Origin of the sequence: Methylobacterium longum, assembly GCF_022179385.1 — a bacterium.
Lineage (GTDB): Bacteria > Pseudomonadota > Alphaproteobacteria > Rhizobiales > Beijerinckiaceae > Methylobacterium > Methylobacterium longum.
In genome coordinates, this window is record NZ_BPQS01000037.1 from 19,756 (window position 1) to 44,221 (window position 24,466).

A 24,466-nucleotide genomic window follows, 5' to 3' on the forward strand; every position below is an offset into this window, starting at 1 on the left:
ATGGTTTGGCTTGAGATCGCGCCCGACCAAGTTGAGAATCTCGCCCAGGAGGCGCAGGCAAGGATCGAGCAAAGCCTCGCGCGATCGGGCGCCGACAGAGCTGCCTTCTGGCATGCCGTAGCGCTGATCTACCGCCGCGGCCTGCCGACCGGTGTGCTTCCGCAGGCAGGACCCGGATTGTCGGCGGCCGTGCGCGACCAATTGGGTCGTCGCCTGCACGCATGTTACGCCTCGATCCTGACCGAGGCGCAGCCCCAGCGGCATCTCGCGCTCATCGCGCAGCTCGATGCGGCATTGACGGCCGAAGGCGACGCGACCGCGTTTCGCACCGAGCTTCTGGCCGCGCTTCCTGATCTGCGCGCCTACGCGAGATCGCTGACCATGGATCCATGCCGCGCCGACGACCTCGTGCAGGAGACACTGGTCAGGGCATGGGCGAACCAGCATCGCTTCGCGCCGAACTCCAACCTTATGGGCTGGCTGTGCACCATCCTCCGAAACCACTTCTACACCGAGTGCCGCAAGCGCAAGCGGGAAGTCGAGGACGTCGACGGCGCTGCGGCAACGCAGATGGTTGCTCCGGCCGCCCAGGAGCATGGAGTCGAGCTTCGGACAGTCTGGGCCATGCTCGGCAGGCTGCCGCGACATCAGCGTGAGGCCCTGCTGCTCGTGGGCGCGCAGGGTCTGACCTACGAGGCGGCTGCCGATCTCGTGGGATGCAAGGTCGGCACGGTCAAGAGTCGCGTCAGCCGTGCGCGCGCGTTCTTGGCGGCCTCACTCGAGAGCAGGGATGCACGAAGCCCGGCTTGAGCCAGACAGCCTACGCAACTCGCGATGGCGGACTGGTACACGCGATGAAGCTGACGCGTCCCTGGCGGTGCCGATCCCGCGTGGTTGGGGTGCGGTTCGCTCCAGGCAGATACAGGGGCCTCAGTGCCGTGCGGCGAGGCCCGAGGGGCTGACGATGAGGACGGTGCTGCTCGGCCGGGCACACCGACACTGCCCGGCGCGCCGTTCTGCCGTGATGATCTCGCCGTGCGCCCGGAGGAGGCCCGAACGGTTTCGGCGCTTCGCGCGTTTCTGGTGACCCAACACGATGATGTGCCGGGAGGGTGCCATGCATACCTGGAGGGCGATGGATCGGGCGCCGCACGATGGGCGGTGGATCATCGCCATCAACCGCGACGAGCCAGACCAGCGCGCCATCATCCGGTGGGATCCCAAATCCATCGACGATCGATCGCCGTGGCACGTGGCTTCCTGCGAGCACAGCTACCGCACTGATGCTTTCACCCACTGGATGCAATTCCCGGACTGCCCATCCGTCGGGACCAAAAGCGCAGTCCAGCAAGCCGAAGGAGATCGCGATGGCGGCGGATGCATCGGTGGTCCTCTCCCTGCGAGTTGAGCCCTGCCCGGAGGACCCGTCGCGCTATCGCTGGGTCATCTGCGATCAGGACTGCATCTTGCGGCAGTGCATCTACTCGTTGCCCGATGAGCCGACGGCGCTCAGGCAAGGGGAGGCCGCACTGCGGGAGGTGACTGCCATGTGGCGGGATGCAAATTAAAGCGACTTCACTTGCGACTGTCGCCCGCGCCCAAGGTGGCTGATGCTTGACGTTGCGGCGGTGCCGTGCGTGCCGTGGTCGGCAATCAGTTGAAGTTTTGAAGCGGCATTCGAACAATGTCGGGTTGACGATCGAGCAGTGTCGCGCGCGCCTGAGTCTATCACACGACCGTCCCGCGACGGCGGACAGCGTGTCGACCTCGGCCCGGGGCCTCGGGCACTACATTCAGCGCGCGGAGGCTGCACAACCCGATGAGGCCATCACCGAGCGGCCTCCTCGCAGCGGCCGCGAGTGATGAAGGAGGCCGGTGTGGCCTGACCCGGATCCCCCAACCGCCGATCCGCCTCCCGCACGACCGCGGCTGTCGCGTGCCCGCTCGAGAGCGAACGAGTCGCGGTGTTCGCGCGCGGCCGACGTTTCGAGGGAAGCCACGCACATCGGAGGGGGCCGCGGAGATCCCTTCCTGAACATCGCGCGCCACAGCGTAATGCGTGCGCTGACGGGGCAAATTTAGGCTCTGATTTCCCGCTGTCGGAATTGGAGTTGTGATTGTGCCGCAGTTGGCTTACAAGTCACATATCGATCTTTGGCCAGACATTCGGCCGTATCGCCTTATCAGGGCGAGCGCACTGCATATCTCCCATTTTCGACGACCAACGCTCGAGCGCGTGTTTCATGTGCGCTCGACCCATTCGTTTGCGAATAAAGATACGGAATACCTATGAGCATCGGCACCGTTAAGTGGTTCAACGACACCAAGGGCTTCGGCTTCATCCAGCCGGATGACGGCGGCAAGGACGTGTTCGTGCACATCTCCGCCGTCGAGCGCGCCGGCATGAACAATCTGGTCGAAGGCCAGAAAGTCTCTTACGAGATGGAGACCGACCGTCGCAGCGGCAAGCAGTCCGCCGGCAGCCTTCAGGCCGCTTGAGCGCGTTCATCTCACGATGACGAATATCGAAGTCGCTCCCGCAAGAGCGACTTCATCTGTTTTTCGCCATCCGGCCCAGCCGTGATGGATATGAAGGAATGTACGTGGGTCAATTCAAAGCTGTCCAGCTCGTCGATCGCCTCGAGGCCACTGCCAAGGCACGTCAGGCCACCCTCGCCCGGTTCCGGGCGCGCCCGACAGCTGATGATCCGGCTGTTCTCGCACGGCAGGCTGCGCGGCAAGCTGTGATCCAGGCGCGGGAAGTCCGGATCAGCGAGCGTGAGATCGCCCGTCTGGCAGCTGAAGCTGAGCGCGAGGCCGAGGCCCTTGCTGCGCGCGTGCGCGCCGAGGCGGAGCTCGCCCGTCAAACTGCCGAGAAAGCGGAGCGCCAAGCCGCACTGGCTGCCGAGCAGAAGGCAGCGCGCGATGCGCGCTTCGCCGCCCGCAAAGCCAAGGTTCGCCGATAGTTCGGCACCACATTGCAAATCATAGCTATTTTCAAGGACGAGAAATGTCTCACAAGTTCAAGCTCGGTCAGAGCGTCCGGCAGACGGGTATGAACTACGTCGATAATAAGAATAGCGTAACCGACGGCCTCTTCGAGGTGGTTCGCCTCATGCCGGACGACCGATCCGGTGAGCCTTGCTATCGAATCAAGTCGGCGGGTGGCGAACGCGCTGCCCGTGAGGGTGAACTCACTCCCGTCTCCTGAGCGGTCACGGTCAGGCGGGATCGGGCCCACATTCTCAGCCGACCCGAAAGAGCCGCTCCGCGAACGCGCCGTGAAGGCGTTTGCCTGCCGGATACAGCTCAGCACCGCCCTCGTATCGAGGTGACCGCCCTGAACCGGCAAGTGGACGCGCCCGGCACCGTGCCGCCGAAGGCGCCAACAGAGCCGCACCGGGCGGCCGAGATCCAAGCCCGGACGCGACACCGTCGTTGCAGCGTCCAGCACGGAGCCCCTCGACCTGCTGGAGCCAGACTGATGCCGACGGCACCTCTGTGCCGTCCGAGCAAGTGAACCAGATTGCTGGTCCGGTCGCGTCATCTCCTCCGACAGGATCGGCGTTGAGAGAGCCACGAAATCGAAGCGGGACAGCACGAGCCTTTGCTCATCGACGACTGCGATGTGCCGCGTCCTTCCGGATCTCGCCTGCGCCGCGCACGGCGTTCACTGTACCGGGCGTTCAGGGTAACCGCGCGCCGATTTTGACACGCGCGGTTTATCCACACCTCCGCAGCTGTCACCCGGCCTTGCGCCGCAGGTGCAGGTAGGTCGGGTCGAACTCAGCCGCAGCCTTCAGCCGCTCCCAGTCGTGGACCGTCAGGTTTTTGCCGCTCAGCGTGACGAGACCCGCCCCGCGCAGGTCCTTCAAGACGCGGTTGACATGGACCGACGTGAGCCCAAGCGCATCGGAGAGTTCAAGCTGCGTCAGCGGCAGCGCGCACGTGTGATCGTGAACGAGACCGACTGCCTGCAAGCGCGTGAACAACTCGCAGAACAAGTGCGCCGTACGGGCGTAGGCGTCGCGTCGACCCAGATTGAGCATCCACTCACGGCTCAGGGCGGCGTTGATCAGGGTCGCGCGCCAGAAGGCCCCGACCAGCCGAGGCTGGGCCTCGAGCAAGCTCCGCACGGCCTCGTGCCGGACGAATCCCACCCGGCACGGGGTGACCGCGGCGAGGCTGAAGTCGAGCACCTCTAGGTGCAGGCTCTGAAAATCCGGCACGTCGCCCGGGACGTGGTAGGCCATGACCTGCCGCCCGCCCGCCCGCGTCGTCTTGTAGGTGGCGACGATGCCGCTCAGGACGGTGAAGGAGCGGCTGGGTCGGTCGTGCTCGGTCGCGATGTCCTGACGCGCGCTGAAGTCCGCACTCTGCATCGGCAGAGCCGCCAGCGCGACTCGCTCGGCATCGTGCAGTTCGAAGAGCGCGATGCTTTCGATCCTCCGGATCAGTGGTTGTGCATTCGGCGGGATCGTTTCAGCCACTGCTCTCTCCCCAGCGAGCATGCTTTGTACAAGCGGTAGAGCAGAAAGACCGCGCCCAAGCGAGGGCTGGCGATCGCTAAAGTCCGCGGGAGCGATCGGTCGATCAAGGTGCTGCCGCGCGTCGTCCAGGCCGTGCTCAGCCATATCGCAGGCCGCGAGGCGGGCGTGGCCGGCAAACGGGGCGCTCCACGCCGCGGAGGAGCGCGGCCCTCGACGCGCTCGGCGCCGACCTCGCGCGTCCGGAGCCGCCCGTCGAAGTCGCCGCGGCGGATGCCGAGCCGACGCTCGCTCAGCCGAAGAAGCGACGGGCCGCTTCCATCCTTGCATATCCGGGCCCGGATCGCCGCGCTTAGATCTGGCTTGCGGACAGACGCTTGAAACGGATCGACGCCGGGATGCTCGGCGCACGAGAAGCCTGCGAAGTCGCGCCCGTCGAGGAAGCCATCCCGCCGGGCGAAAGCGTTGAGGTCAAACGGGTGGCCGATCCGGCCATCACCCATCGTGCCGATGCCGTTCGACGGGGCCATACGAACCGGCATGATCGTCACGTATCGCGCCCCGCCCCGTCGCTGGCGCGTGCGCATGCCGGTGAGGATTAAATCTGCTGGCCTCGACGGGCGAGGCGCTTCCGGTCAACCCGGATTGCCTGCGCCGCGCTGCCGGCGTCGATCCGGGCGGCGAAGCGGGATCTGACGCTGGCGGCGGCCATGATGTCCGCATTTGCTCATGAACGATTTGCCATTTTCGCCGACGAGCAGCACCTGTCTGGATGAATTCATCTCTTTCGGGCGACCTAATCGATTGATTTCGTCGAATATCCGAATACGAATTTAAAACCTCGGTAGCTCCGATACAATAGTATCCGTCGCATAAGTTTTTTTCTTTGGAGTAGCAATGGCCGATCTCAGAAAACAGTTCCGCGTAGAGACATCGGCAATGGCGGAAATAATACCATCCTTTGGCCCGCCGATCCCATGTCGACTGATCGATCTATCGCTCGATGGAGCGAGAATCAACGTCATAAGCGTGTTCGGTATTCCGGACGATTTCGCCGTCAAGTTCATAGCCACCGGTGAAACCTTGTCCGCTCGCGTCGTGTGGAGGCGGCCCAATCAAATTGGGCTCACTTTCGTTTGATTATCATCTTCGACTGATTTGACCGCACGATTAGGTCAATATTAATAATATTCATGCTGATCTTTCATTGTGCAGGCTCTCTCAGACCCACGACCCTGGGCTCCCCACGGAGCTTGCGCGCACTTGCCTGCATGAGCGCAGCCCGGAGATCTGCTGGATCATCCGGCCGGCCTCGATTCATCGGGGATGAGTGCTCTGCCGCTGGTGGGCCTCACGCTCGGCGCGGGCGGCGAGGTCGGCGGTGGTGACGTCCTCAGCCGCGCGCTCGGACGGTCGAGCTGGAACCTGTGCAAACTCGGTTATTCGCTGTTCGTCGTCTGAGCCCCCGTTGTTCCGCGCATGCGTAATGGGGCTGCGCTGCGATGGGGCAAACGCGTTCGTTGAGCGGCTCCATGGGAGGCTGCGAAGATCAGTGCAGCGTTGACGCGGCTGTTCAACCGTCGCCGGCGTTGATGCTCGTCAACGACAAAGCCCATTGTCGGCAACAGGCTCGAGCCCTTTACGAGGAGGGCATCATGAGCTTGAACGATTATATCGGTCCAGCGATCACGGCCGCAATCTTCACAGTCGGTGGCTATGCTATATTGAATGCCAATCTCAAATACGCCGATGATATCGGACAAATGCTTTGGACGCTGATGTGCATCTCTGCAGCTCTCGCCATGGTGGCTGTTCTTGCTCAGATCCCGCCGCGGGGTGCGCATGACGCTCGCGTCGTCGTCCAGAAGGCCACCGATCACCCGCACGTGGCGATCACACGCGGCGGGCCCGATTGAAGGGCTCATATACCTCCCTCCTCCCCCAGCCGCATGGAGGGACGGGCGTGGCCACGAGCGCCTGAACCGTGGGACGCGGCAGGTCGTTGAAGCCCCGGGGCCCGATGTGACGATCACGTCGATCTCGGCAGCCGTGTGCATCGGCGTCGGCCCGGCTGATCGTGCACGCCAGCGGGCAGTACGCTGACGCGATCCGACAGACCCTGTCGGTGTTCACCCTGGTGCCCGGGCTGTTGGCGACCGTTGGCGTGACGGGAGAGCCGGGCGTGGCCGCGCGAACCGCTCGTCAGGGCTCCGGCTCAGACGCCTCCGCCCTGTCAGCCAGCGCCGTACCCGACGACCGCACGCCTGCCGTGGCCGCACGGCGCAGAGGGATCGAGCGCCTGTCCGAGCACGCCGCGCCGTGCCGAAACCGATCATCCATCACGTCCACGCCGCTTTGGCCGGCAGGATTTTGGGCGCGGCGATCCGGCAGACCGATCAATGCTGGGAATGTTGGACGCCGTGCTGCCCATCGCTGTTGACCACGGGGGGCAGTCCGAGGTGACGGGCGAGGGAGATCAGGTCACTCAGCCGGCCGGTCTGCGTCTTGCCGCGCAGGTTGAGGCGGTGCGTTTCAATGGTCCGCACGCTCAGCGCCAAGCGCCGCGCGATCTCCTTGTTGCTGAATCCGGAACTGACGAAACGCAGCACCTCCGCCTCCCGCGGAGTGAGCCGGGGCAATTCAGTCAGCGCCTCCGGCAAGTCCACGAGTCGCTTCGGCGGAGCGAGGCGTTCCGACCCCTCCGCGAGGGCGAGCAAAGCGGCACCGAGGTCCCGGGGCGACTTCGAGCGCGCCACAAAGGCATCGGCGCCTGCTGCCAAGAGGGCGCGCAGGTCATCCTCGGACAGGACCCCGAAGGCCACCAGCGTGCGGAGGTTCGGCTGGCGCTTCTTCAGGCTGAAGATGCGGTCGATCACGTCCACGAGCCGGATTTCGTCGACAAAGATCAGGGCAATCGTATTCTGGGCATCGGCCCCACCCAAATCCGCCTCCACGATTGTGTGAAAATCCGGCATGTGCTCCAGGGTGGCCTGAACAGTCGTGCCTAAGCCTCGCGGTTCGTCCAGGATCAGAACGCCGACGGCCGTACTCATGACTACCAACCTTCCAGTTCCAGGCGCCATAAACGACTGAGACCGGGTCGGCAGTTCCAACGATGATCCGATTTTGGTATCTTATCGTATGTTATCGATTGCAATATAAACCGGATTGCTACTTTAAAGTGTATCACCGCGGCGTGCAGATCCGCGGTTGGAGAACATACGGCATCTCGTGAGGCCGGCTTCCGGCGGCCAACACACCTGTATCACCGTGCGCGGAGGTTAGGCGCTGCCGAACACGAACGAGCAGCGGCAAGGCGGTCGAGACGCTTTTCGGGTGACGGACCGTGCTTGAAGGCGGGCCCGCCCACAGGACGACGCTTGGCCGCTCTCCCCGCGTCCCAGTCTGAGTGTTCGGGATGCTGCTGGATCCGCGGTTCAACTTCGATGCTGTGTATGGCCCGCTTCCAACCTGCCCCGGATGCACAGACCGCCATCACGGTTTTCAACAATTGCCCGTGTTTTGCTGTTTTCCACGTTCGTTGTTTCGTGGCCGCTACAGGGCGCAATAAGACTGGAAGATACTGCCTATTTGGTACGCAATTTCAGGATAACACAAACGTCTATTGAAGTTTTTTACTATCGTTGATCAGATTGATGGTCGTTTGATCATTTTCTGTATTCGCTGTCATGGTCTTTCAGCTACAGATGTGTTATATTTTGCAATATGCAGTCATAGCCCTGATGAGGGTAAGCTTGGATTTTTAAAGAATTGAAGATATTCACTTTCAAATAATATAATTTCATACTGAATGCGGAATTTGTTTTGGCGTTAAGCTTGAATAGTCAGCATATTTCAATAATCGATAGTCCGACATCAGCTCAGAAAATCGTCGTTCGTCTGCAGGGACGCGAAAACTCACCCTGCTCGGACGTTCAACGATGGCTGCCGAGCGTCAAGTTTTGATCCCTAGAACGGCCACGCCTCCTCGGTCTTATCGCCCGCCGCTCGCTCTCCTGGCGCCACGAGCTCCACGATCTCGTCGAGCGGTTGCGTCACCCTGATGGTGCGCCCCGCTGCTGTGATGAAGGTCTCGTTGCGCATCAGGTCCGTGTCGCTGAGCGCTTGGACGCTGGTCACGCGCAGGAGGTGCCGACAGCCGTCGCCGTCCTGCACCTGGAGGAAGTTCCCGACCCGCCGAACGGCAGACATCTCGTCGCTCCCGTATCGCTGGTGATCCCCGGCTCAGGCGCCCTGCAGGCTTTCCGCGAAATCGTCCGGCACCTCGCCCCATTGGCCGAGGATGGTCGCGGCTTCGAGTTCGCCGGTCTCATCGTCCGCCACGACCCTGATCGCGGCCGCGCCCGGCATCCGCTTGGCCAGGTTCTCAGCCTTCTTGATCGCGCCGCTCTCGGTCTGCGTGGGCTCCTGCCGGGCCGGTCGAAGCCGCTTCCGGTGGATCTCGAACGGCTGCACCACGAATGCCGTCTTCATCGCCATCTTCGTCCGACCTCTCCAAGGGAAGGCGTAAGGTGCCGCCACCGCCCGCGTTTCCGAACCCTATCCACACCCGTCCCCCGGAGCTTTCGCAAAGGGCGGACCCGCCGGTTGAACCGTGCCTGCGCATCGGGTTTGTTCTGTGTTCGTTCTAGCATGGCGGAGCGCTGAGTGCACATCAACCGGATCGACGAACTGCTGATCCAGAGCCCCGACGCCGTCCGCGTGCCCCTGATCGGCCAGGCGCTGTGCGCCGGCTTTCCCTCGCCCGCCGACGATTTCCTGGAGAGCGCGCTGGAACTGCCGCGTTGGCTGGTGCCGAACCCGCCCGCCACCTTCCTGTGGCGCATCGCCGGCTCGTCCATGGAGGGTGCCGGCATCTACGACCGCGACCTCGCCTGCGTCGACCGCAGCCTCAAGGCCGGCCACGGCAGCATCGTCGTGGCGGCGATCGATGGGCAGATGAGCTGCAAGCGTCTCGTCCTCGACGGCAACGGCGCGCGGTTGGCCTTCTGCAATCCGGACCTGCCGGCCTTCGCGGTCGACGAGTTCGGCGAGGGCGCCATCTGGGGCGTGGTCCGGTTCTCGATCCGCTGGCACGTCGCGCGCGGGCAGCTCTCGTGAGTGCGCCCGAAGCCCGCCTGCGCGACCGCATCGGCGGCGGCCGCGCCGTCGCGCTGATCGACGGCAACAGCTTCTACTGCTCGTGCGAGCGCGTGTTCGATCCCCGGCTGGCCGCGGTCCCGGTGATCGTGCTCTCGAACAATGACGGCTGCGCCATCGCCCGCACGGCCGAGGCCAAGGCGCTCGGCATCAAGATGGGCGACCCGTATTTCAAGATCCGGGATCTATGCCGGGTCCGGGGCGTGCGCGTGTTCTCGTCGAACTACACGCTCTACGGCGACATGAGCGGGCGCACGAACGCGGTCTATCGGCAGTTCAGCCCGCAGGTGGAGATCTACTCCATCGACGAGAGCTTCCTGAACTTGTCGGATGTGGCGCCGGGCCTGCGGGTCGAACTCGCACGGGATCTGCGCGCGACGGTGCGGGCCTGGACCGGGATCCCGACCTGCGTCGGCATCGGCCCGACGAAGACGCTGGCGAAGCTCGCCAACCACGTCGCCAAAACGGTGCCGGCGCTCGGCGGCGTGTGCGACCTGACCGATCCCGTGGCCTACGCACACTGGTTGTGCCGGGTCGCGGTCGCGGAGGTCTGGGGCATCGGCCGTGCATCCCTCGCCAAGCTGGAGGCGATGGGCGTCGAGAGCGTGGCGGACCTGCGCGACCTCGACCCACGTCCGGTGCGCAAGGGGCTGACGGTGGTGGGCGAGCGCATCATCCACGAACTGCGCGGGCTCGCCTGCCTGCCGCTGGAGATGGTGCCGGCTCGGCGCAAGGGATGCGCCGTGACCCGCTCGTTCTCAAGCCGCATCACCGAGCGGACGGTGCTCGAGGAGGCGGTAGCGGCGCACGCGACGCGGCTCGGCGAGAAACTCCGACGCGAAGGCCTCGGCACGAACCACGTATCCGTCTTCTATCACACCAGCGAGCACGACCACGGCGCGCCGATGCGCTCAGCCTCGACCACGGTCGGCTTGCCCGAGCACACGTCCGACTCGCTGGCGCTGATCAGGGCGGCCCGGCTCGGCGTCGCGAAGACGTGGCGCGAGCCCGGTGAGCGGCCCTGGCGCTACTCGAAGGCCGGCCTCATCACGAATGATCTCGTGCCGCTGTCGCACAGCCCGCGGGCGCTGATCGGCGCGCTGGACCGGGAGCGGTCCGAGCCGCTGATGGCGGCGATGGACGCGTGCAACCTGCGCTGGGGCCGGGGCGCGGTCGTGCCGGCGCGGGCCGGGCTGGTAAACCGCCGCGACTGGAACACCAAGTTCGAGATGCGCACGCCGCGCTACACGACGCAGATCAGCGAGTTGCCGGTGGCGCTCGCGTGACTGCGCGCGGGCAGGCTTGCTGAGGACCGCGCGGGATGGTGTTCACCAGACCCCTTCCAAGCGAGACGTCGAACCAGCAGGCATCCGTCAGGCCGGTAAACTCAGCGGACCGCGTCTCGATGAGGCCGGCCTCCCAAGACTGCTCGGCGCGAAGAGAGGATTCGTTCCATCCGTCCCTGATGGTCCTCGGAGGGCGCCACGTCATCGCCGAAGATCCGGGAAAAAGGAAGATTCTTGGTCACGCCCGTACGGTTCGCGAGCCGAAAGTTTTCGAAATAGTCATGAGTTGGGTCTGTAATGAGCGCCACGTCATTGGATGCTCTCATGCCCGCGCTCTCGAATATAAAGATCCTGCCCAAGCTCACTGCGGTGGTCGCCGTCATCGGCCTGATCGTCGGCGGCTGCGTCTGGTTCGCGCAATCGCGCATGACACAGATCGATCACGCCTATTCCACGTTCATCAATCGTGAAGCCAAGGGAGTCGCGTCCGCTCGGCGCGTGAACCGCCTGATCTTCGAACTGAACTACTGGGTCTATCGCCTCATTTCCGAGACGGAGGACGCCCAGATGAAGGCGGCCAATGCGGGCTTCGAGTCCGCGCTTCCTGTCATGAAGAAGACGCTCGGTAATCTGCGCGCGCAGGCCCCCGCGTTTGCCAGCCGGATCGAGGATCAGACCGCGCGCGTGAACCGGTTCGTCCAGGACGTCGCCGAGGTCCGTCGACTCGGCTTGGCCAACCAGAACGCCGAAGCCATCGCGCTCGTGCATCGCGCCATCGATCCGACCTTCGCGGTCCTAGTGGAAGAGGGCAACAAGCTCGGCGACGACATCGGCGCGGCGATGGAGACGGAATCGGATGAGCTCACCGATCAGACCAACGCCACACGCTACAGCCTGATGCTGTTCAGCGGACTTGGCATGCTCGCTGGTCTGCTGGCCGCCGCGTTCGTGGCGATCGTCGGGATCACGCGGCCGATCGGGAGCCTCGTCGCGGTGCTGCAGCGCATGGCGCAGGGCGACATCGCGGCCGAGATCGAGGAAGCCAAGCGCGGCGACGAGATCGGCGCCGTCGGCAAGGCTGTCGAGGGCATCAAGGCGATGGTCGCGCAGAAGGCTGCCGAGCAGACTGAGATCAGGCGCATCGCCGATGAGGCGGCCGCCGTCGAGCGCAAGCGCACCATGGTGGAACTCGCCGATGGCTTCGAGCGTGCGGTGGGCGGCATCGTCGGCATGGTTTCGTCCTCCGCCACGGAGCTGCAGGCCACCGCGCAGCAAATGACCTCGACCGCGAACGAGACGGCCTCGCAGTCCACCACCGTGGCGGCCGCGGCCGAGGAAGCCGCATCCAACGTCGGCACCGTGGCGGCCGCCGCCGAGGAGCTGGGAGCCTCGGTTCAGGAGATCGGCCGGCAGGTGCAGGGCTCGGCCGGATTGGCCCAGGTGGCGGTCGGCGAGGCCGATCAGACGGGTCAACTCGTCCAGGCACTGAAAGCGACATCTGCCAAGATCGGCGACATGGTCGGCCTGATCTCGAACATCGCCGGCCAGACCAACCTGCTCGCCCTGAACGCCACCATCGAGGCGGCCCGGGCCGGCGAGGCGGGCCGCGGCTTCGCGGTTGTGGCCTCCGAGGTGAAGGAGCTGGCCAACCAGACGGCCAAGGCGACCGAGGAGATCGCACGTCAGATCGGAGAGGTGCAGGGCGTCACGGATCAGGCGGCCTCGGCGATCGACGGCATCGCCGGCCGGATCCGGGAGATCAGCGGCATGGCCACGAGCATCGCGGCTGCGGTGGAGCAGCAGGGCGCGGCCACGCAGGAGATCGTGCGCAACGTGGCTCAGGCTGCCAGCGGGACGACGGAGGTGACGAGCAACATCGCGGGCGTGGCCCAAGCCTCGGAACAGACCGGCGCCGCGGCCTCTCAAGTGCTGGCCTCGTCCTCCGGGCTGTCGCGCCAGTCCGAGCACCTCGCGGCCGAGGTCTCGCGCTTCCTCAGCTCGGTCCGCGCGGCGTGAGCGGCTCGATGGCTGATGTCCATCTACTCCCCACTCGAAACCTCTCCCCGTCGGGCCTGCAACGCGTGCTGGGGGCGTTGCGGGAGGCGCACGCGGCAGGTGCGGATCTCGGCTCCCGCGCGCCGCACATCCAAGCGGCGGGCACGACCCTGAGCGCGATGGCCCGCGCGTTGCGCGAAGCCGCGCGGCAGCCGTTCTCGGCGCAGCCGGAGCCCAAGCTCTTCTGTTCAGAAGCCGAGCAGCACCTTCTGGACCTTGCCGGCGCGATCGAGCGGCTGGCCGACCTGGCCGCTGGATTCCCCGACACGGAGAAGTAGCGACAGCATCTCCAACGGTTGTGGAGACCCGGCGCCGGTCGCAGCCCTCATGGCGTTTCGCGCGTGGTGGAGCTTGGTCGGCAGCGGAAAATCCGCTCAGTCCCCTGACGCGTCATGCCCGCTGACAGACCCTAATGGCGGCGGAGCAGCCGCCGCGAACCGCACTCAGCATCCAGGTTCGCGCCTGGGCCATCAGTTCCCCGTCCCGTGCCCATGGCTGATAGGCGATCACACGGTCGATGATGCCGCGAGCGTCCGGTTCGCCGATCCCCATGCAGCCTCCAGAGTTGCGCGAGGCTCGCATCAGGCGCTGATCGGTCGCCGTGAAATACGGCTCTCCGCTCATCCCTGTGCCCGATACGCCGGCAGGATCGCGGTCCGGATGATGGTCGGTTCGTGTCCCGGCGGGATCGGCCGCGGCGGAGATCTCATGGCCGAAAATCTCGGCGGACTTACGCAGCCCGGAGACGGGCCGGCTGTTCGCCACGCGACTGGCTCTGGCGCGCCGGATACAGGGTCCGGTCAATAGGCCAAGGGCTAAGTGGTGGTGCCGCAAGAGGGATTCGAACCCCCGACCCCCTCATTACGAAACACGGGGTATACAGTAATTCGGTTGACAGGACTGCTTACCGGACGCCAGAAGTGACGCTCAGGCAGGGGCTTGCGCGCGTGTACCCTCTCATAATGTGAGCGGGACCCGCCACGCGACTCGCGCTTCCTGCTTACTATGTGCTTACCGGTAAGCAATGCGCCTCACCAACCAGTCCGCCCTCGCCGTCCAGGTCCCGGCCGGTCGCGACAAGGTGGTGGTGTTCGACGACGACCTGCCCGGCTTCGGGCTGAGCGTGAGCCAGGGCGGCTCGCGGGCCTGGATCGTCCAGTACCGCAACGCGCTCGGACAATCGAAGCGGGAGACGCTGGGCAAGGTCGGGGTGCTGACGGCCGCCGATGCGCGGCGTGCGGCTGGCGAGCGCCTGGCCCGGGCAAAGCTCGGCGAGGATCCGCATGCCGAGAAGGCGAAGGCCAAGGCGCGGGCCGCGATCACCTTCGGCGCCGTCGTCGAGCCGTACCTCGAGGCGGTGGGCCCGAGCCTGCGCCCGTCCTACCTCGCCGAAGCCGGCCGCTACCTGCGCACGACGTGGAAGCCGCTGCACAAGGTCCCGCTCCACGCGGTCGACCGGCAGCAGATCGCCGACCGGCTCGCGGAGGTCCGGCGCGATACCGGCCCGCATGCCGCGAACCGCGCGCTCGGCCCTGTCCGCGCACTTCGCGTGGCTCGTCGGGACCGGGCGAGCCGAGCACAATCCCGTCATGGGCGTGCCGAAGCCGGCGCCAGAGACGCGCCGCGCGCGGATCCTCACGGAGGACGAGATCGCCCGGGTGATGAAGGACTGCCGCGACGACGACTTCGGCCGGATTGTGCGGCTCCTGCTGATGACGGGGCAGCGCCGCGACGAGGTCGCCGAGATGATGTGGCCGGAAGTCGATCTCGCGTCCGCGCTCTGGTCGCTGCCAGGGGACCGAGTGAAGAACGGCCTCGACCACGATGTGCCGCTCTCGGCCCCTGCCCTGCTGATCCTCTCGACCACGGAGCGCATCGAGGGGCAGCCGTTCGTGTTCGGCCAGGGCGGGAACGGCTTCCAGGGGTTCTCGAAGGCGAAGGCCGCGCTTGACAAGCGCTCCGGCGTCACGGGCTGGCGGCTGCACGATCTCCGCCGCACGGCCGCGACGCTGATGACGGACCGGCTCAAGGTGCTGCCGCACGTCGTCGAGGCGGTGCTCAACCACATCTCCGGCCACAAGGCGGGTGTGGCCGGCATCTACAACCGGGCGATCTATGCCACGGAGAAGCGCGCGGCCCTAGACGCGCTCGGCGCCTACCTCGCGGGTCTTCAGCCAAGCGTCGAGGTCGCCGCGGCGGACGCCGAGCCGGCGCTCGCTAAGCCGAAGAAGCGTCGGGCCTCGGCCGTCCTTGCACATCCGGCGCAGCGTCGCCGCGCTTAAGCCGAGCTCGCGAGCGGCCGCCTGGAACGGTACGACGTGGCGCGCTGTGTCGGTCATCGGTCCCCTCCCCGCTCCTTCAGCCGCACATCGAATGCCTTCATGAGCGCGTCGGCTTGGATCGCCGCCGCCCATGCTGGCAGGGCGTGGCGCTGTGAGATGAAGGCGATTAGGGCCTCGCGGAGGTCTGGCGGGGTGCTCATGCCGCCCCCGCGTTGTCGAGCTCGGACGCCGGGGCGAGCGGTTGCCAGCGTGGATCGGGATGTCCGGGGCGGCCTCGCACGTCTACTCCATGCAGCTTCGTGCTGCCCTCGAGGGCGAAACGGCAGGCGAAGAAGCGGCTTCGACACGCACGCTGGTGATCTCGATGTGGCGCGAAATGATTGTCCCGCTGGTCCTCGCGGCCTTCTTCACTTTGGACTGCGTCAGTATCCATGCTGCTCGCAGGCATACCGACGCCGTGACCTTGGCGCTTCTGCTGCTGCTCGGGTTTTTGGCGGCCGTGTACGTTGGCCAGCATACGCGACTGGATGCACGGCACCCCAATTGGCAACACGAGGCTTTCGATCTCCAGCAACCCCTCCGCACACATCCGATGATGTGAGTGGCGGCGGACCATCTTGCTCAAGCGCTCGTGACGCTTCCGGTCCGCCCGGATCGTCGTCGCATTCGTGCCGGCGGGTATCGCGGCGGCGAGATGGGCTTTGAAGCTGTATGCAACCATTGCTTCACCCTGTGGTTGAGAAGCCGAGCGTTTGAATGAGGTGAGGCAGATGCGAGCGGCCTCGGTTCGACTGGCACTGAGTTGCGCCTTATCCAAGTTGCTGGCCTTCTTTTCTGGTCTAGTGTCAGCATTCTGCGGACTATTGTTTGTCCAATGTGCCTTGCTGCTTCTATCAAGTCAGTACAATCTGGATGGAAGTCGGGTCGTATTACTGACCGGACTGATTGTTTTCTGTGTGAGCTTAGGGGTGCTCGCCAAAGTGCTTCTGCGCAGGAGCTTGCGACCCTATCTCCAGCACGCTGTTGCTCCGGCCGAATAGATCCCCCTTCGCGCCCTCGGCGTCGGCCTCCGCGCGGAGCTTGCGCGCGGTCGCCTGCATTAGGGCGATCTGGCGATCGGCCAGGGCCTGGGTCATGCGCTTGGCCTTAACCCATCGAGGATAGGCCCGGCGCCGCTGTGCAAGCTCGCGCTCGGTACAGTCAGCGAGGTCGGTGGCGATGAAGATGGTCTCAGCCACGGACGCCTCCGGGCACAACAGCAGACCACAACCTCGTCATTGATCCGAATGCAACCAGAAAGCGAGTACTTACAGATCCTGGGGCGGAATGATCAGTATTTGGCTCCAATAAATCGTTCCGGTAAGCAGTTGTCCCAGTTGTTTGCGGCGCACCAATGAGGTCATTCCCGAAGGTGAATGGTTCAAAGGGTGCGGATCGATGACAGGTAGCTACCCCGACGAGCATGAAGGCGGTGCTGTCACGTCGTCTGACGCAGCGCGAGAGGCGAACGGTATTGCATTCCTCTTGGCTAGCGCCGCTTATTTGGCATTGGCCGGTGCAATCATGCGGCGCGAGGGGGCGGCGGCCCTCGATCTGATGGACGAGATCGAAGTCCAAATCGATGAGGCGATGATCAGCTTCGTCGCAGAGAACACCGAGGAGGTGGCGCGACCAGATATACTTCTGCACGCGACACGTAAGGTCCGAGCGCTCCTCGATGCCGGGCGTTTGATGGCGCCGGAGATGCAATCTCTCCAATAGCGCCCCGCTCTGGCTTGATGGGTCCGCCTCGATCATCTCGCGCGTGATTGGGCTGTCGGCCATGGGGCTACTCCGCGGTCGCATCGGCAATCAGGAATCGGCGAGATTGATGAAGGCTGCCAATCCACAAAACGGAGGCTCTGAAATCAGTCATGGCAGAGCTTGTTAATTGACCTCTGGCAAGTTGAGCGCGGTCAAATTGACCGGGAACTGCGATGGTGGAAGAGCGGCGAGGGCGTCCGCGTCGCGACGTGTTCCGGCTAGGAGAACTGCTGCCGGACGGAGCTCTCACGCCGATCGATTGCCTGGTGCGCAACGCCTCCGAGATTGGCGCGCTGATCGAGGTCAAGGACACGGCCGGGCTGCCGCAAACGTTCTGGCTAAACGTCGAGTGCTTGCGGATGAACAAACGATGCGTCGTGGTGCGCCAGACCAAGCATTTGTTCGGGGTGACCTTCGTGATTTGAGGGCTGAGAGGCGCGTTCATGCAGCCACTCCTGGTGGCGGCGCGGCAAGCCGCCGCTGAACCTGGCCAAGGCGCCGGCCGTTGATGCCGCGATGTCCGATCCGACGATCCCGCTGATCTGCGCCGCCGCGTTCGTTGGCGTGGGCTGGCTGATCGTTCACGCCGAGCAGCAGTACAGCGACGCGATCCGGCACACGCTGACTGTCTTCGCCTTGGTGGCTGGGCTGCTGGTGATGATCGGTGTGACCGCGAAGCTGCGATCCATAATGGGCGTCGGTCGCATGTCCCATCGGATCGAGGCTCGGTCGCAGAACGATCCCGTCAGTCCGGTCCGCGCGGTGCGGAAGCTTGATGCGGGATTGAACCCGTAGCGACAGCGCGCTCATACCCGCTCACCGAAGGCCGGGCGGGACGCGATGCAGCAGCTAACATAGCGACCAGTAACCAGGCGGGATGCAGCTCGTACTGCTTGCCTTGTGTTAAAATTGACCGCGCTCACTAGCAGCACGGCCCTCAGTTCCGGTGTGATCTGTACTGATTTTACAAAACTCAATCGAACGGATATAGAGCCTGCGGTCTGGGGAGCGTGTTTAGTAGAGGACACGCTATGACCGATATGATGCCGATCGCGGATGAAGCCGCGACGCGTTTGGCCTTCGCGCTTCTGCGCAACGCCTATATTGACCTGGGTCGCACGCTGCGTAGCATCGACGAGAATGCAGCACGCGAGCTGCTGTCGGCGGTCGAGCACCGGATTGACTACCAGCTCGGCTCGTCGGCTCAGGATGCTTCGGACGAGACCCTGCAGGACAAGCCCCTTGCTATCGCTGCCGGGCGTGTCCGCAGCGTGCTTCGCGAGGCGGTCGAGAACTGAAACGAGGGGCAGGCCAAGCGGACACAAGAGGTAGCTCTTCGCCCGCTTGGCCTGCTTCTCCCCGAACGCCCGGCCGGTCGCCGGATCGCACGACGCCTCGCGCCGCTCGCCAGTGGCTGCGCGGATGTGCGTTAGCGCATGCCGAGCAGCGTCATTCGAGCCTAGACACGCTCCAGCAATAATGATGGAGGCGGTCGTGAGGACCTCGGAAAACGTGGTGCAACTTCGCCGGCCCGGCGCACAAACGCCGCCCGTCGCCCGGGCCCGTCCTGAGCCGGAGCGGGGCGTCTTCGACGTGTTCCTGGTTGGCGGCCTCCTGACCGGCCTGGCCGTCACCGGACAGCAGCTCGTGCTCGCGCTGAGCATGGGCTGAGAGCGAAACAGCCACGTCACTGACGCAACAATCAAGGAAATCGACCCGACAGCGAGCTTTGCCATAAGCCTCTCCCAACGGAGCCGATCGACGGCAGCCGCGACGAGGGAGCTTCCGATGACTAAGCCAGCCACCGTGCGCAGCCGCTTCGTCGACGCCGTCGTGACGGCCGCGATGGCGTTCAGTCTGGTGGTGCACGCACAATTCATGATCCTGCCGCCGCACTTCGTCTGAGACCTCACGGCTGTCGTCTCGGTTTGCCGGTCGTCGTGGCTATCCCAGCCGGTGGCGGGGCAGCGGAGGCATGGGAGAGCGATCATCAGGCCGCTTCCGCCTGGTCGGTGCCGAGCAGTTTCGCCACCCGGGCGTCGACCTCGGATAGGAAGGTGCTGACCGCCGCCTCGTCCTTCGCGATCTGCGCGTCGTCGCGGTGCAGGCGCTTCACCCACAGACGAAGGTGCGGCGGGACCCCGGGATGCCACGTGGCGAAGTCGCACCAGGCGCGGCCGGTGCAGGCCATCTGCCAGCGCATCTGCGGCAGGTACTGGTCCGGGATCTCGCCCGTGAGTAGCGTGTCGAGGTGCGTGCGCAGCGTCGGGCACTTGATCTCGACGAGGCCGAGGTCGCCCACCAGCCGATCCGGGCTGGCGCCGGCCATGGCGATCGACGGGTGCTCGACGAAGCCGACCTTTTCGATGTCAGCCCCATAAAGGAAGGCGTAGGCGTCGGCCGCCTGCGGCTCGCGCTCCGAGCCCTCCAGCATCGGGCCAGTGAGGTAGTGCGACGTGGCGAGGCCGGTCAGACGCTCGCCGACGAGCTCCATCAGGTAGCGCTCGCGCTCGGCCGTCGGCTTGCCGTCTCGCTTTACCGCCAGCACGTCGGCGACGCGGGAGGCGGTGACCTTGCCGCAACGGGCGTCCAGCCACTCGGGGCTACCCTGGACCATGTCAGCCATCTCAGCGGCCCTCCTGCTGACGGGCGCGGTTGGCCACGGTGGTCTTGATCGACGCGAGCACCTCGTTGAATCGGACCGCAGGCAGGTCCGGTACGCTCTCGACGCCGAAGAACCGCAGCAGGCGGTCCGGCGGGATCTTGTGCTCGGTGAGCTGGGAGCGGATCTGCTCGGCCTGCGCGTCGCTGATCACCTCGTCGCTGCCGCCGCCGGCTGGTGCGCCGTCCGTGTCGTGCGGTTCGTTCGTCAGCGCGATGTTGAACACCTGCAGGACGAGGTAGCGCCGCGCGTAGGTGATCGTGGAGCCGATGCCCTGGATCGGCGTCTTGTTCGCCTTGCCCTGGGCGCCAGCCGTGTCAGGCGGCAGGTCGAGATGATAGGCGCGCTCGTGACCGGCCTCGTGGGCGCAGGTGCAGGTGACGCGCAGCATGTCCTTGCTCGGCGAGGACTCCGTGCCGAACGAGAGCGAGAAGCCGTGGCGGGCGATGATCGGCGCCGTGGCCTTGGCGATGCTCTCCAGGCGAGCGTAGGCCGCGCCGGAGTGGCTGTTCCTGGCATCTCGTAGAACTCGGGGCAGCTCGGCCTGGCACGCCGACATCGCGGCGTTGAAGGCGACCCGCGCCTGATCCGCGCGAGCCTCTCGAGCCATGACCATGAACCGCTCGATGCGGTCCGGATCGACAGCGGGATCCCGCGCCATGCGCTCGATCATCGAGAGCAGGGCGGCGCCCTCGGACTGGGCGACTGCAGGCGGCGCGGCGCGCTGCTCCTCGACGGTAGCGATCTGCTGCTGCGGCTGAGTCATATCAGTCGGCCTTCTTCATGAACGCGGGGGCATATCGGGGGCACTCCAGCGATCGCCCGACCTGCTCAGCCTCCCGCGTGATCAGCTCCAGATGCTGGCGGACCGCCGCGAAGTCGGCCCGGCGCGCTGGCAGGTCGCCGAAGCGCGTGCCGGTGCCCTCGAAGGCCTTCATGATCGCGACGGCGAGGTCCTCCTCGCGCCGCGGCAGCGTCAGGGCGACGTAGCCCTGGTCGTAGAGGCGCAGGGCGACGTCGCGCGGGGTGATGAGCGGAACGGGTTCGGCGCGAGCAGCGGCGCGGGGCATGGCGGCCTCCTGGGGAGCGAAGACGGCGCCGAGCAGCGCCAGGGTTGCGGCGTCGAAGACGAGGATCACCGGTCAGCCCTCGGACAGATCGGCGGCGACGGCGGCTCGCTCGGCGGCGTTGTCGCAGAGGCGGTGGACGTGGATCTCGGTGGCGCCGGCCTTCCGGACCTTGCGCAGCCAGCGCTCGGCGTCGCCGAGGCCCATGCTCGTCGCGACGCTGATCAGTCGGGCGATGCCGTTGGTGCCGCGCTCGACGGCGAAGCAGACATCTTCCTCGGCCTCGTCGAGTTCAAAACTCTGAGCCGAGTGGACACCGACGACGTACCGGCGACCGGATGCGCCGCGCCACGCGGACAGCGGCAGGGCGGGCGAGCCGCGCAGGCCGCGGGAGGAGCGCAGCATCTCCTCGCGGGGAAGAGCATCAACGGCCGACATCACGCGGCCTCCAGGAAGCGCTGCGCCTCGAACTCAGCCTGCGCCGCGGCCTCATCCTCGTCGGCGTCGAGCAGGTCGTGGGCGCGGCCGTAGGCGTCGGCCTCGCAGTCGAAGCCGTGCTCGATCAGCTCGGTGCCGAGCCAGACGGCGTAGGCGCGGCCGCGGGGGGCGACGGCGTATGGGGCGATGGCGAAGAACGGGCGCATCAGCGGGCGCCCTGCGAGGCGGCCTGGTAGGCGCGGACGTGGTCAGCGATCCAGAGCGGCGCGAACGGTCCGAGACCGATGAAAACCGCCGCGACCTGGACGGTGCAGACCAGCTTCAGGGTCGAGGCGTGGGCGATGTAGTGGTCGAGGGCGGTGAGCATCGAGGGCTCCATCGGCTCGGTGAGCGGCGATGGCAACAATGTGCACCCCATGCATTATTTGCGTCAAGCGCAAATGTGCATTACATGCATTTTTATGGCGGAAGGCAGTTTTCCCCGCCGATCCACAGGCCAACCCGCTATTCCGAAAGGATTCTTCGCCCCAGAGTGTTTGTTCCTGTTGTGTTCTTGCGCGACCGTCGCGTTCCTGCCAGCCTGAATGCAATCAGGAGGCGAGTGTGCCGACGATTGAACGGTTCATGATCCAAGCCTACCGCGAGAGCGTGACCGGCGGCATTGAAGCGGAAGAGCCAATTCGCGCGTCGTCTGCGGATGATGCAGTTCGCGTGGCAAGAGGTTTGGAGGACAGGAGGATCGGTGTAATCGCTTACGCTTGGCGCGGTGATCCCAGAAACGATGAGATAGGCAAGCTCGTGCTTCTTATGCAGAGCGGCGTTTTACCGTTCTGTGTGACACTTGCTTTCGAGAAGGATCGCGATCGTGATCCATGTTGGCGGTGGCCACTGTAGACCCATCACTTAAAAGGCCTCGTGCCATACTGGTAATGACACGGCGCTGTTCCGGCTTCGCCTGCTGCCAGAGGGACCACATCCCCTCTGGGTCCGCAGGATTGCGGATCAGCAAGTCTGCGACTTCGCAGCCGTAAATCTCTGCAAGCTGCTCCAGCAGATCCTGCGAGTATGGCACTTCCCCCTTCTCGATCCGCCCGAGATTTGGGCCCGTCATGCCAACCTGCTCACCAACCGCCTCAAGCGTCATGTTGAGGCTCTTCCGCCACTGACGGAGGAAGCTGGGTCGACGTTCGCGCTTGGGCTTAGCGATCGGTGGCATGCCGATATTTTCGCTGAGCGCGAGCGCAACACCACGCTTCGGCATGCACAAACGTGCTTGACATGCATTGTGTATGAGATGCATGTTTTGCGACATGACGCTCGCAGATTGGCTCAAGCGCGAAGGCATGACGGTAGTTGCCCTGGCCAAAGAGCTGGGCCGCGATCCGTCCTTCATCACGCGCGTGAAGAATGGTGATGCCATGCCCTCGATCGAGGTCGCGGCTGAAATTCAGCGCATCACTGGCGGTGAGGTCACTGCCATTGATCACGTGCTTATCGCGCAAGAGCGTGCTGCACGGCGTGCGCCTGCCGAGATGGTGGCCGCATGACTTGGCTCCTAACCTTCCTCGGCTGGTGGTGCATCGCCTCGGCGACGCTCGGCGCCGGTCTCGTTTTCACCATCGCCGGGCGCGCCACGCTCGTCGTCACCGATGTGCTGTTCAGCATGGCCGGCATCGGCGTGCTGTTCCTGCTGCTCGCCCGGATGGCGGCGTGATGGCCGGCCGCGTCGAAAAGGCCGAGTGCCGATCGCTGCGGGCGCAGGGCTGGACGCTTGGTCGGCTGGCCGCGCGGTACTGCGTGAGCAAGCCCGCGGTCAGCAAGGTGTGCCGCGGCGTCGCCTGCCCCGCCGATCATGATGAGCGCGTCGCTGCGGAATCGGTACGTCGGACCGTCGAGGCCGGCGAGGCGCGTCGTGCGCAGATCTGCGCGCTTCGTGAGGCTGGCAAGATTCCGAAGGTCATCGCGTTCGATCTCGGCCTGAGCATCGGGTGCGTCTACTCGCACCTGCAGGCGGCTCGCGCCGTCACAGCGGCTGGCCATGCTCACCATGAGGCCGCCGCATGTCGGTGAGCCTCGCATCAGCTTCGCGCCCCGGCGCGATCGACCTCGACCAGGACGTCCGTGGACACGTTCTGAGCGGAACCCGTCTTCCGGGCATGGGCCGGGAAAGCCCCGGCGCCTCTTACCGTCTTGCACCAGCTTCGCGCGCATCGCGCGATCCCAGGCCCCCCGAGGGGCGCGCTCCAGTGAGCGTTTCCTCCCTCGACTGCCGGGGCCTTCGGGTCCCGGCCTTTTCACTTCCCGCGCCCATGCCGCCGTGCCTGCAAGCTGCCGGCCTGGGTGCTCGTCGTGTCTCTGCGTACCCCGTCAACCTCCTGCATCTCCGGCTCCTGCCGCTTCCGTGTCTGCACAACAGCACGCGGGAATTGGCATGCGCATCCAGCGCCGCAGGACATCGTATCCAGGGAGCCGTCGCGTGAGCGCGACCCTCTACCTCGACGCCGCCGAAACTCTCGCCCGATCTTGCGTCCGCCGACACGCGGCGCGCACCGGGTTGACCCTCGATGAGGCCCGCGACCGCCTCGCAGCCGAGTTCGGCTGGTCGCCGGGTACGCTCTACAACTTGCTCCGTGGCCGGCTGAAGCGGTTGGACGCGGACCTGCGGGCCGGTCTGACCCGCTACGCCGTCGAGGACTTGCAGAATGAAATCGCCGCCCTCACCCGCGAGCTGGAGAACGCTCGCGGCCTGGGCCGTCCGCAAGATCCGCAGCTGGTGGGTAAGGCGGCGGCGCTCCTGAACGAAGCTCGCGCGCTCCATGATCGCATGGTCGGGGGCGCTCAGTGACCGGTTCTGCCCGCCCGATGCTCGAGATCGCCGGTCCGGCCGAGGGCCGCAAGGACGACGCCGGAAAGGACCCGTGGGACCTCGCGCCGTGGGACGCGTTCCGCGCCATCGTCGGCGTGCTTGCCTTCGGCGCTTGCAAGTATGCCCCGCGCAATTGGGAGCAGGGCATGGCCTGGTCGCGCCTGTACGCGGCCGCAGTCCGACATCTGACCGCGTGGTGGGGCGGCGAGCGGGTCGATCCTGAGACCGGCCTATCGCACCTCGCGCACGCTGGCTGCTGCGTCTGCTTCCTCATCGCCTTCGAGATCCGCGGCATCGGCACCGACGACCGGCCGCGCGCGCGCCTTTCCGGCTGAACAGCCCGCCCACGCGGGGCGCTCC

Annotated in this window: 37 protein-coding genes and 2 pseudogenes; 25 read left to right on the top strand and 14 right to left on the bottom strand. The window is 65.4% G+C overall.

What is annotated here, in order from left to right; translation table 11 throughout:
* The 4 genes from MFF58_RS23275 (at position 1) to MFF58_RS32635 (ending at position 3,211) form a co-directional block, all read left to right on the top strand.
* Complete coding sequence (locus tag MFF58_RS23275) at positions 1-810, top strand: sigma-70 family RNA polymerase sigma factor (RefSeq protein WP_308445475.1); 810 nt, start codon at positions 1-3, stop codon at positions 808-810.
* Positions 811-2,289: 1,479 nt separating this feature from the next.
* Positions 2,290-2,499: a cold-shock protein gene (locus MFF58_RS23280; protein ID WP_238291371.1), complete on the top strand. Its 210-nt coding sequence runs from the start codon at positions 2,290-2,292 to the stop codon at positions 2,497-2,499.
* Positions 2,500-2,597: 98 nt separating this feature from the next.
* The gene (locus MFF58_RS23285; protein ID WP_238291372.1) at positions 2,598-2,966 is read left to right on the top strand and encodes a DUF6481 family protein; all 369 of its coding nucleotides are present in this window, start codon (positions 2,598-2,600) and stop codon (positions 2,964-2,966) included.
* A 44-nt stretch (positions 2,967-3,010) separates the two neighbouring features.
* Complete coding sequence (locus MFF58_RS32635) at positions 3,011-3,211, top strand: hypothetical protein (RefSeq protein ID WP_238291374.1); 201 nt, start codon at positions 3,011-3,013, stop codon at positions 3,209-3,211.
* A gap of 532 nt (positions 3,212-3,743) precedes the next feature.
* Here MFF58_RS32635 and MFF58_RS23295 read toward each other — a convergent pair.
* On the bottom strand, positions 3,744-4,634 hold the full coding sequence (locus MFF58_RS23295) for a Crp/Fnr family transcriptional regulator (protein ID WP_308445476.1): 891 nt from the start codon (positions 4,632-4,634) through the stop codon (positions 3,744-3,746).
* A gap of 230 nt (positions 4,635-4,864) precedes the next feature.
* On the opposite strand from MFF58_RS23295, the gene MFF58_RS23300 reads away from it, so the two are divergent.
* The 4 genes from MFF58_RS23300 to MFF58_RS23310 all read left to right on the top strand — a co-directional run bounded on the left by MFF58_RS23300 (position 4,865) and on the right by MFF58_RS23310 (position 6,403).
* Positions 4,865-5,089: a hypothetical protein gene (locus tag MFF58_RS23300; RefSeq protein ID WP_238291376.1), complete on the top strand. Its 225-nt coding sequence runs from the start codon at positions 4,865-4,867 to the stop codon at positions 5,087-5,089.
* A gap of 295 nt (positions 5,090-5,384) precedes the next feature.
* Positions 5,385-5,627: a PilZ domain-containing protein gene (locus MFF58_RS23305; protein WP_238291377.1), complete on the top strand. Its 243-nt coding sequence runs from the start codon at positions 5,385-5,387 to the stop codon at positions 5,625-5,627.
* A 186-nt stretch (positions 5,628-5,813) separates the two neighbouring features.
* On the top strand, positions 5,814-5,948 hold the full coding sequence (locus MFF58_RS32340) for a hypothetical protein (RefSeq protein ID WP_279602957.1): 135 nt from the start codon (positions 5,814-5,816) through the stop codon (positions 5,946-5,948).
* A 194-nt stretch (positions 5,949-6,142) separates the two neighbouring features.
* The gene (locus MFF58_RS23310; RefSeq protein WP_238291378.1) at positions 6,143-6,403 is read left to right on the top strand and encodes a hypothetical protein; all 261 of its coding nucleotides are present in this window, start codon (positions 6,143-6,145) and stop codon (positions 6,401-6,403) included.
* Positions 6,404-6,883: 480 nt separating this feature from the next.
* Here MFF58_RS23310 and MFF58_RS23315 read toward each other — a convergent pair whose 3' ends face one another.
* The 3 genes from MFF58_RS23315 to MFF58_RS23325 form a co-directional block, all read right to left on the bottom strand.
* Complete coding sequence (locus tag MFF58_RS23315; protein ID WP_238291379.1) at positions 6,884-7,540, bottom strand: LuxR C-terminal-related transcriptional regulator; 657 nt, start codon at positions 7,538-7,540, stop codon at positions 6,884-6,886.
* Between the two features lie 916 nt (positions 7,541-8,456).
* Positions 8,457-8,699, bottom strand: coding sequence for a hypothetical protein (locus MFF58_RS23320; RefSeq protein ID WP_238291380.1), 243 nt, complete (start codon positions 8,697-8,699; stop codon positions 8,457-8,459).
* A 33-nt stretch (positions 8,700-8,732) separates the two neighbouring features.
* On the bottom strand, positions 8,733-8,987 hold the full coding sequence (locus MFF58_RS23325; RefSeq protein WP_238291381.1) for a hypothetical protein: 255 nt from the start codon (positions 8,985-8,987) through the stop codon (positions 8,733-8,735).
* Between the two features lie 168 nt (positions 8,988-9,155).
* On the opposite strand from MFF58_RS23325, the gene MFF58_RS23330 reads away from it, so the two are divergent.
* The 4 genes from MFF58_RS23330 (at position 9,156) to MFF58_RS23345 (ending at position 13,266) form a co-directional block, all read left to right on the top strand.
* A complete protein-coding gene (locus MFF58_RS23330; protein WP_238291382.1) occupies positions 9,156-9,608 on the top strand; it encodes a LexA family protein in 453 nt (150 codons plus the stop codon).
* Positions 9,605-10,933 carry a Y-family DNA polymerase gene (locus MFF58_RS23335; protein ID WP_238291384.1) on the top strand — a complete coding sequence of 443 codons (1,329 nt, stop codon included), beginning with the start codon at positions 9,605-9,607 and terminating at the stop codon, positions 10,931-10,933. Before MFF58_RS23330 ends, MFF58_RS23335 begins: the two co-directional genes overlap by 4 nt.
* A gap of 324 nt (positions 10,934-11,257) precedes the next feature.
* Entirely contained in the window at positions 11,258-12,949 is a 1,692-nt protein-coding gene (locus tag MFF58_RS23340; protein WP_238291386.1) for a methyl-accepting chemotaxis protein, read from the top strand.
* Positions 12,950-12,957: 8 nt separating this feature from the next.
* Positions 12,958-13,266, top strand: a complete 309-nt coding sequence (locus MFF58_RS23345; protein ID WP_238291388.1) for a hypothetical protein — start codon at positions 12,958-12,960, stop codon at positions 13,264-13,266.
* Positions 13,267-13,378: 112 nt separating this feature from the next.
* Here MFF58_RS23345 and MFF58_RS23350 read toward each other — a convergent pair whose 3' ends face one another.
* Complete coding sequence (locus MFF58_RS23350; protein WP_238291390.1) at positions 13,379-13,753, bottom strand: hypothetical protein; 375 nt, start codon at positions 13,751-13,753, stop codon at positions 13,379-13,381.
* A gap of 259 nt (positions 13,754-14,012) precedes the next feature.
* On the opposite strand from MFF58_RS23350, the pseudogene MFF58_RS23355 reads away from it, so the two are divergent.
* Positions 14,013-14,228: pseudogene (locus MFF58_RS23355) on the top strand (Arm DNA-binding domain-containing protein); the annotation flags it as partial.
* A gap of 421 nt (positions 14,229-14,649) precedes the next feature.
* A complete protein-coding gene (locus MFF58_RS23360; protein WP_373323380.1) occupies positions 14,650-15,270 on the top strand; it encodes a site-specific integrase in 621 nt (206 codons plus the stop codon).
* Here MFF58_RS23360 and MFF58_RS32640 read toward each other — a convergent pair.
* Positions 15,211-15,402: pseudogene (locus MFF58_RS32640) on the bottom strand (hypothetical protein); the annotation flags it as partial. The gene MFF58_RS23360 and the pseudogene MFF58_RS32640 overlap by 60 nt on opposite strands.
* Before the next feature lie 127 nt (positions 15,403-15,529).
* Between MFF58_RS32640 and MFF58_RS23365 the strand changes: the two are divergent.
* Positions 15,530-15,871: a hypothetical protein gene (locus tag MFF58_RS23365; RefSeq protein WP_238291392.1), complete on the top strand. Its 342-nt coding sequence runs from the start codon at positions 15,530-15,532 to the stop codon at positions 15,869-15,871.
* Positions 15,872-16,232: 361 nt separating this feature from the next.
* Here MFF58_RS23365 and MFF58_RS23370 read toward each other — a convergent pair whose 3' ends face one another.
* Positions 16,233-16,508: a hypothetical protein gene (locus MFF58_RS23370; protein WP_238291393.1), complete on the bottom strand. Its 276-nt coding sequence runs from the start codon at positions 16,506-16,508 to the stop codon at positions 16,233-16,235.
* A gap of 199 nt (positions 16,509-16,707) precedes the next feature.
* Between MFF58_RS23370 and MFF58_RS23375 the strand changes: the two genes are divergently transcribed.
* The 5 genes from MFF58_RS23375 to MFF58_RS23395 all read left to right on the top strand — a co-directional run bounded on the left by MFF58_RS23375 (position 16,708) and on the right by MFF58_RS23395 (position 18,744).
* The gene (locus MFF58_RS23375) at positions 16,708-17,031 is read left to right on the top strand and encodes a hypothetical protein (protein ID WP_238291394.1); all 324 of its coding nucleotides are present in this window, start codon (positions 16,708-16,710) and stop codon (positions 17,029-17,031) included.
* 215 nt (positions 17,032-17,246) lie between these two features.
* Positions 17,247-17,498 carry a PilZ domain-containing protein gene (locus MFF58_RS23380; RefSeq protein ID WP_238291395.1) on the top strand — a complete coding sequence of 84 codons (252 nt, stop codon included), beginning with the start codon at positions 17,247-17,249 and terminating at the stop codon, positions 17,496-17,498.
* A 91-nt stretch (positions 17,499-17,589) separates the two neighbouring features.
* The gene (locus MFF58_RS23385) at positions 17,590-17,868 is read left to right on the top strand and encodes a hypothetical protein (protein ID WP_238291396.1); all 279 of its coding nucleotides are present in this window, start codon (positions 17,590-17,592) and stop codon (positions 17,866-17,868) included.
* Positions 17,869-18,104: 236 nt separating this feature from the next.
* A complete protein-coding gene (locus tag MFF58_RS23390) occupies positions 18,105-18,371 on the top strand; it encodes a hypothetical protein (RefSeq protein WP_238291397.1) in 267 nt (88 codons plus the stop codon).
* A 196-nt stretch (positions 18,372-18,567) separates the two neighbouring features.
* Positions 18,568-18,744 carry a hypothetical protein gene (locus MFF58_RS23395; RefSeq protein ID WP_238291398.1) on the top strand — a complete coding sequence of 59 codons (177 nt, stop codon included), beginning with the start codon at positions 18,568-18,570 and terminating at the stop codon, positions 18,742-18,744.
* Between the two features lie 319 nt (positions 18,745-19,063).
* Here MFF58_RS23395 and MFF58_RS23400 read toward each other — a convergent pair whose 3' ends face one another.
* The 7 genes from MFF58_RS23400 to MFF58_RS23430 form a co-directional block, all read right to left on the bottom strand.
* The gene (locus MFF58_RS23400) at positions 19,064-19,699 is read right to left on the bottom strand and encodes a lambda exonuclease family protein (RefSeq protein WP_238291399.1); all 636 of its coding nucleotides are present in this window, start codon (positions 19,697-19,699) and stop codon (positions 19,064-19,066) included.
* 1 nt (position 19,700) lies between these two features.
* On the bottom strand, positions 19,701-20,501 hold the full coding sequence (locus tag MFF58_RS23405; RefSeq protein WP_238291400.1) for an ERF family protein: 801 nt from the start codon (positions 20,499-20,501) through the stop codon (positions 19,701-19,703).
* Position 20,502: 1 nt separating this feature from the next.
* Complete coding sequence (locus tag MFF58_RS23410; protein ID WP_238291402.1) at positions 20,503-20,874, bottom strand: hypothetical protein; 372 nt, start codon at positions 20,872-20,874, stop codon at positions 20,503-20,505.
* A 3-nt stretch (positions 20,875-20,877) separates the two neighbouring features.
* Positions 20,878-21,240, bottom strand: coding sequence for a hypothetical protein (locus MFF58_RS23415; RefSeq protein WP_238291403.1), 363 nt, complete (start codon positions 21,238-21,240; stop codon positions 20,878-20,880).
* Positions 21,240-21,446 carry a hypothetical protein gene (locus MFF58_RS23420; protein WP_238291404.1) on the bottom strand — a complete coding sequence of 69 codons (207 nt, stop codon included), beginning with the start codon at positions 21,444-21,446 and terminating at the stop codon, positions 21,240-21,242. Before MFF58_RS23420 ends, MFF58_RS23415 begins: the two co-directional genes overlap by 1 nt.
* Positions 21,446-21,607: a hypothetical protein gene (locus MFF58_RS23425; protein WP_238291405.1), complete on the bottom strand. Its 162-nt coding sequence runs from the start codon at positions 21,605-21,607 to the stop codon at positions 21,446-21,448. The genes MFF58_RS23420 and MFF58_RS23425 overlap by 1 nt, the downstream gene beginning before the upstream one ends.
* A gap of 438 nt (positions 21,608-22,045) precedes the next feature.
* Positions 22,046-22,501 (bottom strand): helix-turn-helix domain-containing protein, encoded by a 456-nt coding sequence (locus MFF58_RS23430; protein ID WP_238291406.1) that lies wholly within the window; start codon positions 22,499-22,501, stop codon positions 22,046-22,048.
* A gap of 37 nt (positions 22,502-22,538) precedes the next feature.
* Here MFF58_RS23430 and MFF58_RS23435 point away from each other — a divergent pair, with 37 nt between their 5' ends.
* From MFF58_RS23435 to MFF58_RS23455, 5 genes are all read left to right on the top strand, one after another.
* Positions 22,539-22,787, top strand: coding sequence for a helix-turn-helix domain-containing protein (locus MFF58_RS23435; RefSeq protein WP_238291407.1), 249 nt, complete (start codon positions 22,539-22,541; stop codon positions 22,785-22,787).
* A complete protein-coding gene (locus tag MFF58_RS23440) occupies positions 22,784-22,954 on the top strand; it encodes a hypothetical protein (protein ID WP_238291408.1) in 171 nt (56 codons plus the stop codon). The genes MFF58_RS23435 and MFF58_RS23440 overlap by 4 nt, the downstream gene beginning before the upstream one ends.
* On the top strand, positions 22,954-23,310 hold the full coding sequence (locus MFF58_RS23445) for a hypothetical protein (protein WP_238291409.1): 357 nt from the start codon (positions 22,954-22,956) through the stop codon (positions 23,308-23,310). Before MFF58_RS23440 ends, MFF58_RS23445 begins: the two co-directional genes overlap by 1 nt.
* Positions 23,311-23,716: 406 nt before the next feature.
* Complete coding sequence (locus MFF58_RS23450; RefSeq protein WP_238291410.1) at positions 23,717-24,085, top strand: hypothetical protein; 369 nt, start codon at positions 23,717-23,719, stop codon at positions 24,083-24,085.
* Between the two features lie 17 nt (positions 24,086-24,102).
* Positions 24,103-24,441, top strand: a complete 339-nt coding sequence (locus MFF58_RS23455) for a dATP/dGTP diphosphohydrolase domain-containing protein (RefSeq protein ID WP_238291412.1) — start codon at positions 24,103-24,105, stop codon at positions 24,439-24,441.
* Positions 24,442-24,466 lie beyond the last annotated feature (25 nt).

What these genes read in the sequence shown, in the direction of transcription:
- MFF58_RS23430 (WP_238291406.1), bottom strand. Translation starts at nt 22,501, where the DNA reads ATGCCGAAGCGTGGTGTTGCGCTCGCGCTCAGCGAAAATATCGGCATG.
- MFF58_RS23380 (WP_238291395.1), top strand. Translation starts at nt 17,247, where the DNA reads ATGGTGGAAGAGCGGCGAGGGCGTCCGCGTCGCGACGTGTTCCGGCTA.
- MFF58_RS23285 (WP_238291372.1), top strand. Translation starts at nt 2,598, where the DNA reads ATGTACGTGGGTCAATTCAAAGCTGTCCAGCTCGTCGATCGCCTCGAG.
- MFF58_RS23320 (WP_238291380.1), bottom strand. Translation starts at nt 8,699, where the DNA reads ATGTCTGCCGTTCGGCGGGTCGGGAACTTCCTCCAGGTGCAGGACGGC.
- MFF58_RS23415 (WP_238291403.1), bottom strand. Translation starts at nt 21,240, where the DNA reads ATGTCGGCCGTTGATGCTCTTCCCCGCGAGGAGATGCTGCGCTCCTCC.
- MFF58_RS23325 (WP_238291381.1), bottom strand. Translation starts at nt 8,987, where the DNA reads ATGGCGATGAAGACGGCATTCGTGGTGCAGCCGTTCGAGATCCACCGG.
- MFF58_RS23345 (WP_238291388.1), top strand. Translation starts at nt 12,958, where the DNA reads ATGGCTGATGTCCATCTACTCCCCACTCGAAACCTCTCCCCGTCGGGC.
- MFF58_RS23405 (WP_238291400.1), bottom strand. Translation starts at nt 20,501, where the DNA reads ATGACTCAGCCGCAGCAGCAGATCGCTACCGTCGAGGAGCAGCGCGCC.
- MFF58_RS23400 (WP_238291399.1), bottom strand. Translation starts at nt 19,699, where the DNA reads ATGGCTGACATGGTCCAGGGTAGCCCCGAGTGGCTGGACGCCCGTTGC.
- MFF58_RS23305 (WP_238291377.1), top strand. Translation starts at nt 5,385, where the DNA reads ATGGCCGATCTCAGAAAACAGTTCCGCGTAGAGACATCGGCAATGGCG.
- MFF58_RS23435 (WP_238291407.1), top strand. Translation starts at nt 22,539, where the DNA reads ATGTTTTGCGACATGACGCTCGCAGATTGGCTCAAGCGCGAAGGCATG.
- MFF58_RS23375 (WP_238291394.1), top strand. Translation starts at nt 16,708, where the DNA reads ATGACAGGTAGCTACCCCGACGAGCATGAAGGCGGTGCTGTCACGTCG.
- MFF58_RS23455 (WP_238291412.1), top strand. Translation starts at nt 24,103, where the DNA reads ATGCTCGAGATCGCCGGTCCGGCCGAGGGCCGCAAGGACGACGCCGGA.
- MFF58_RS32635 (WP_238291374.1), top strand. Translation starts at nt 3,011, where the DNA reads ATGTCTCACAAGTTCAAGCTCGGTCAGAGCGTCCGGCAGACGGGTATG.
- MFF58_RS23280 (WP_238291371.1), top strand. Translation starts at nt 2,290, where the DNA reads ATGAGCATCGGCACCGTTAAGTGGTTCAACGACACCAAGGGCTTCGGC.
- MFF58_RS23440 (WP_238291408.1), top strand. Translation starts at nt 22,784, where the DNA reads ATGACTTGGCTCCTAACCTTCCTCGGCTGGTGGTGCATCGCCTCGGCG.
- MFF58_RS23365 (WP_238291392.1), top strand. Translation starts at nt 15,530, where the DNA reads ATGTCCGGGGCGGCCTCGCACGTCTACTCCATGCAGCTTCGTGCTGCC.
- MFF58_RS23360 (WP_373323380.1), top strand. Translation starts at nt 14,650, where the DNA reads ATGAAGGACTGCCGCGACGACGACTTCGGCCGGATTGTGCGGCTCCTG.
- MFF58_RS23310 (WP_238291378.1), top strand. Translation starts at nt 6,143, where the DNA reads ATGAGCTTGAACGATTATATCGGTCCAGCGATCACGGCCGCAATCTTC.
- MFF58_RS23340 (WP_238291386.1), top strand. Translation starts at nt 11,258, where the DNA reads ATGCCCGCGCTCTCGAATATAAAGATCCTGCCCAAGCTCACTGCGGTG.
- MFF58_RS23420 (WP_238291404.1), bottom strand. Translation starts at nt 21,446, where the DNA reads ATGCGCCCGTTCTTCGCCATCGCCCCATACGCCGTCGCCCCCCGCGGC.
- MFF58_RS23445 (WP_238291409.1), top strand. Translation starts at nt 22,954, where the DNA reads ATGGCCGGCCGCGTCGAAAAGGCCGAGTGCCGATCGCTGCGGGCGCAG.
- MFF58_RS23315 (WP_238291379.1), bottom strand. Translation starts at nt 7,540, where the DNA reads ATGAGTACGGCCGTCGGCGTTCTGATCCTGGACGAACCGCGAGGCTTA.
- MFF58_RS23295 (WP_308445476.1), bottom strand. Translation starts at nt 4,634, where the DNA reads ATGGCTGAGCACGGCCTGGACGACGCGCGGCAGCACCTTGATCGACCG.
- MFF58_RS23425 (WP_238291405.1), bottom strand. Translation starts at nt 21,607, where the DNA reads ATGCTCACCGCCCTCGACCACTACATCGCCCACGCCTCGACCCTGAAG.
- MFF58_RS32340 (WP_279602957.1), top strand. Translation starts at nt 5,814, where the DNA reads ATGAGTGCTCTGCCGCTGGTGGGCCTCACGCTCGGCGCGGGCGGCGAG.
- MFF58_RS23275 (WP_308445475.1), top strand. Translation starts at nt 1, where the DNA reads ATGGTTTGGCTTGAGATCGCGCCCGACCAAGTTGAGAATCTCGCCCAG.
- MFF58_RS23385 (WP_238291396.1), top strand. Translation starts at nt 17,590, where the DNA reads ATGTCCGATCCGACGATCCCGCTGATCTGCGCCGCCGCGTTCGTTGGC.
- MFF58_RS23390 (WP_238291397.1), top strand. Translation starts at nt 18,105, where the DNA reads ATGACCGATATGATGCCGATCGCGGATGAAGCCGCGACGCGTTTGGCC.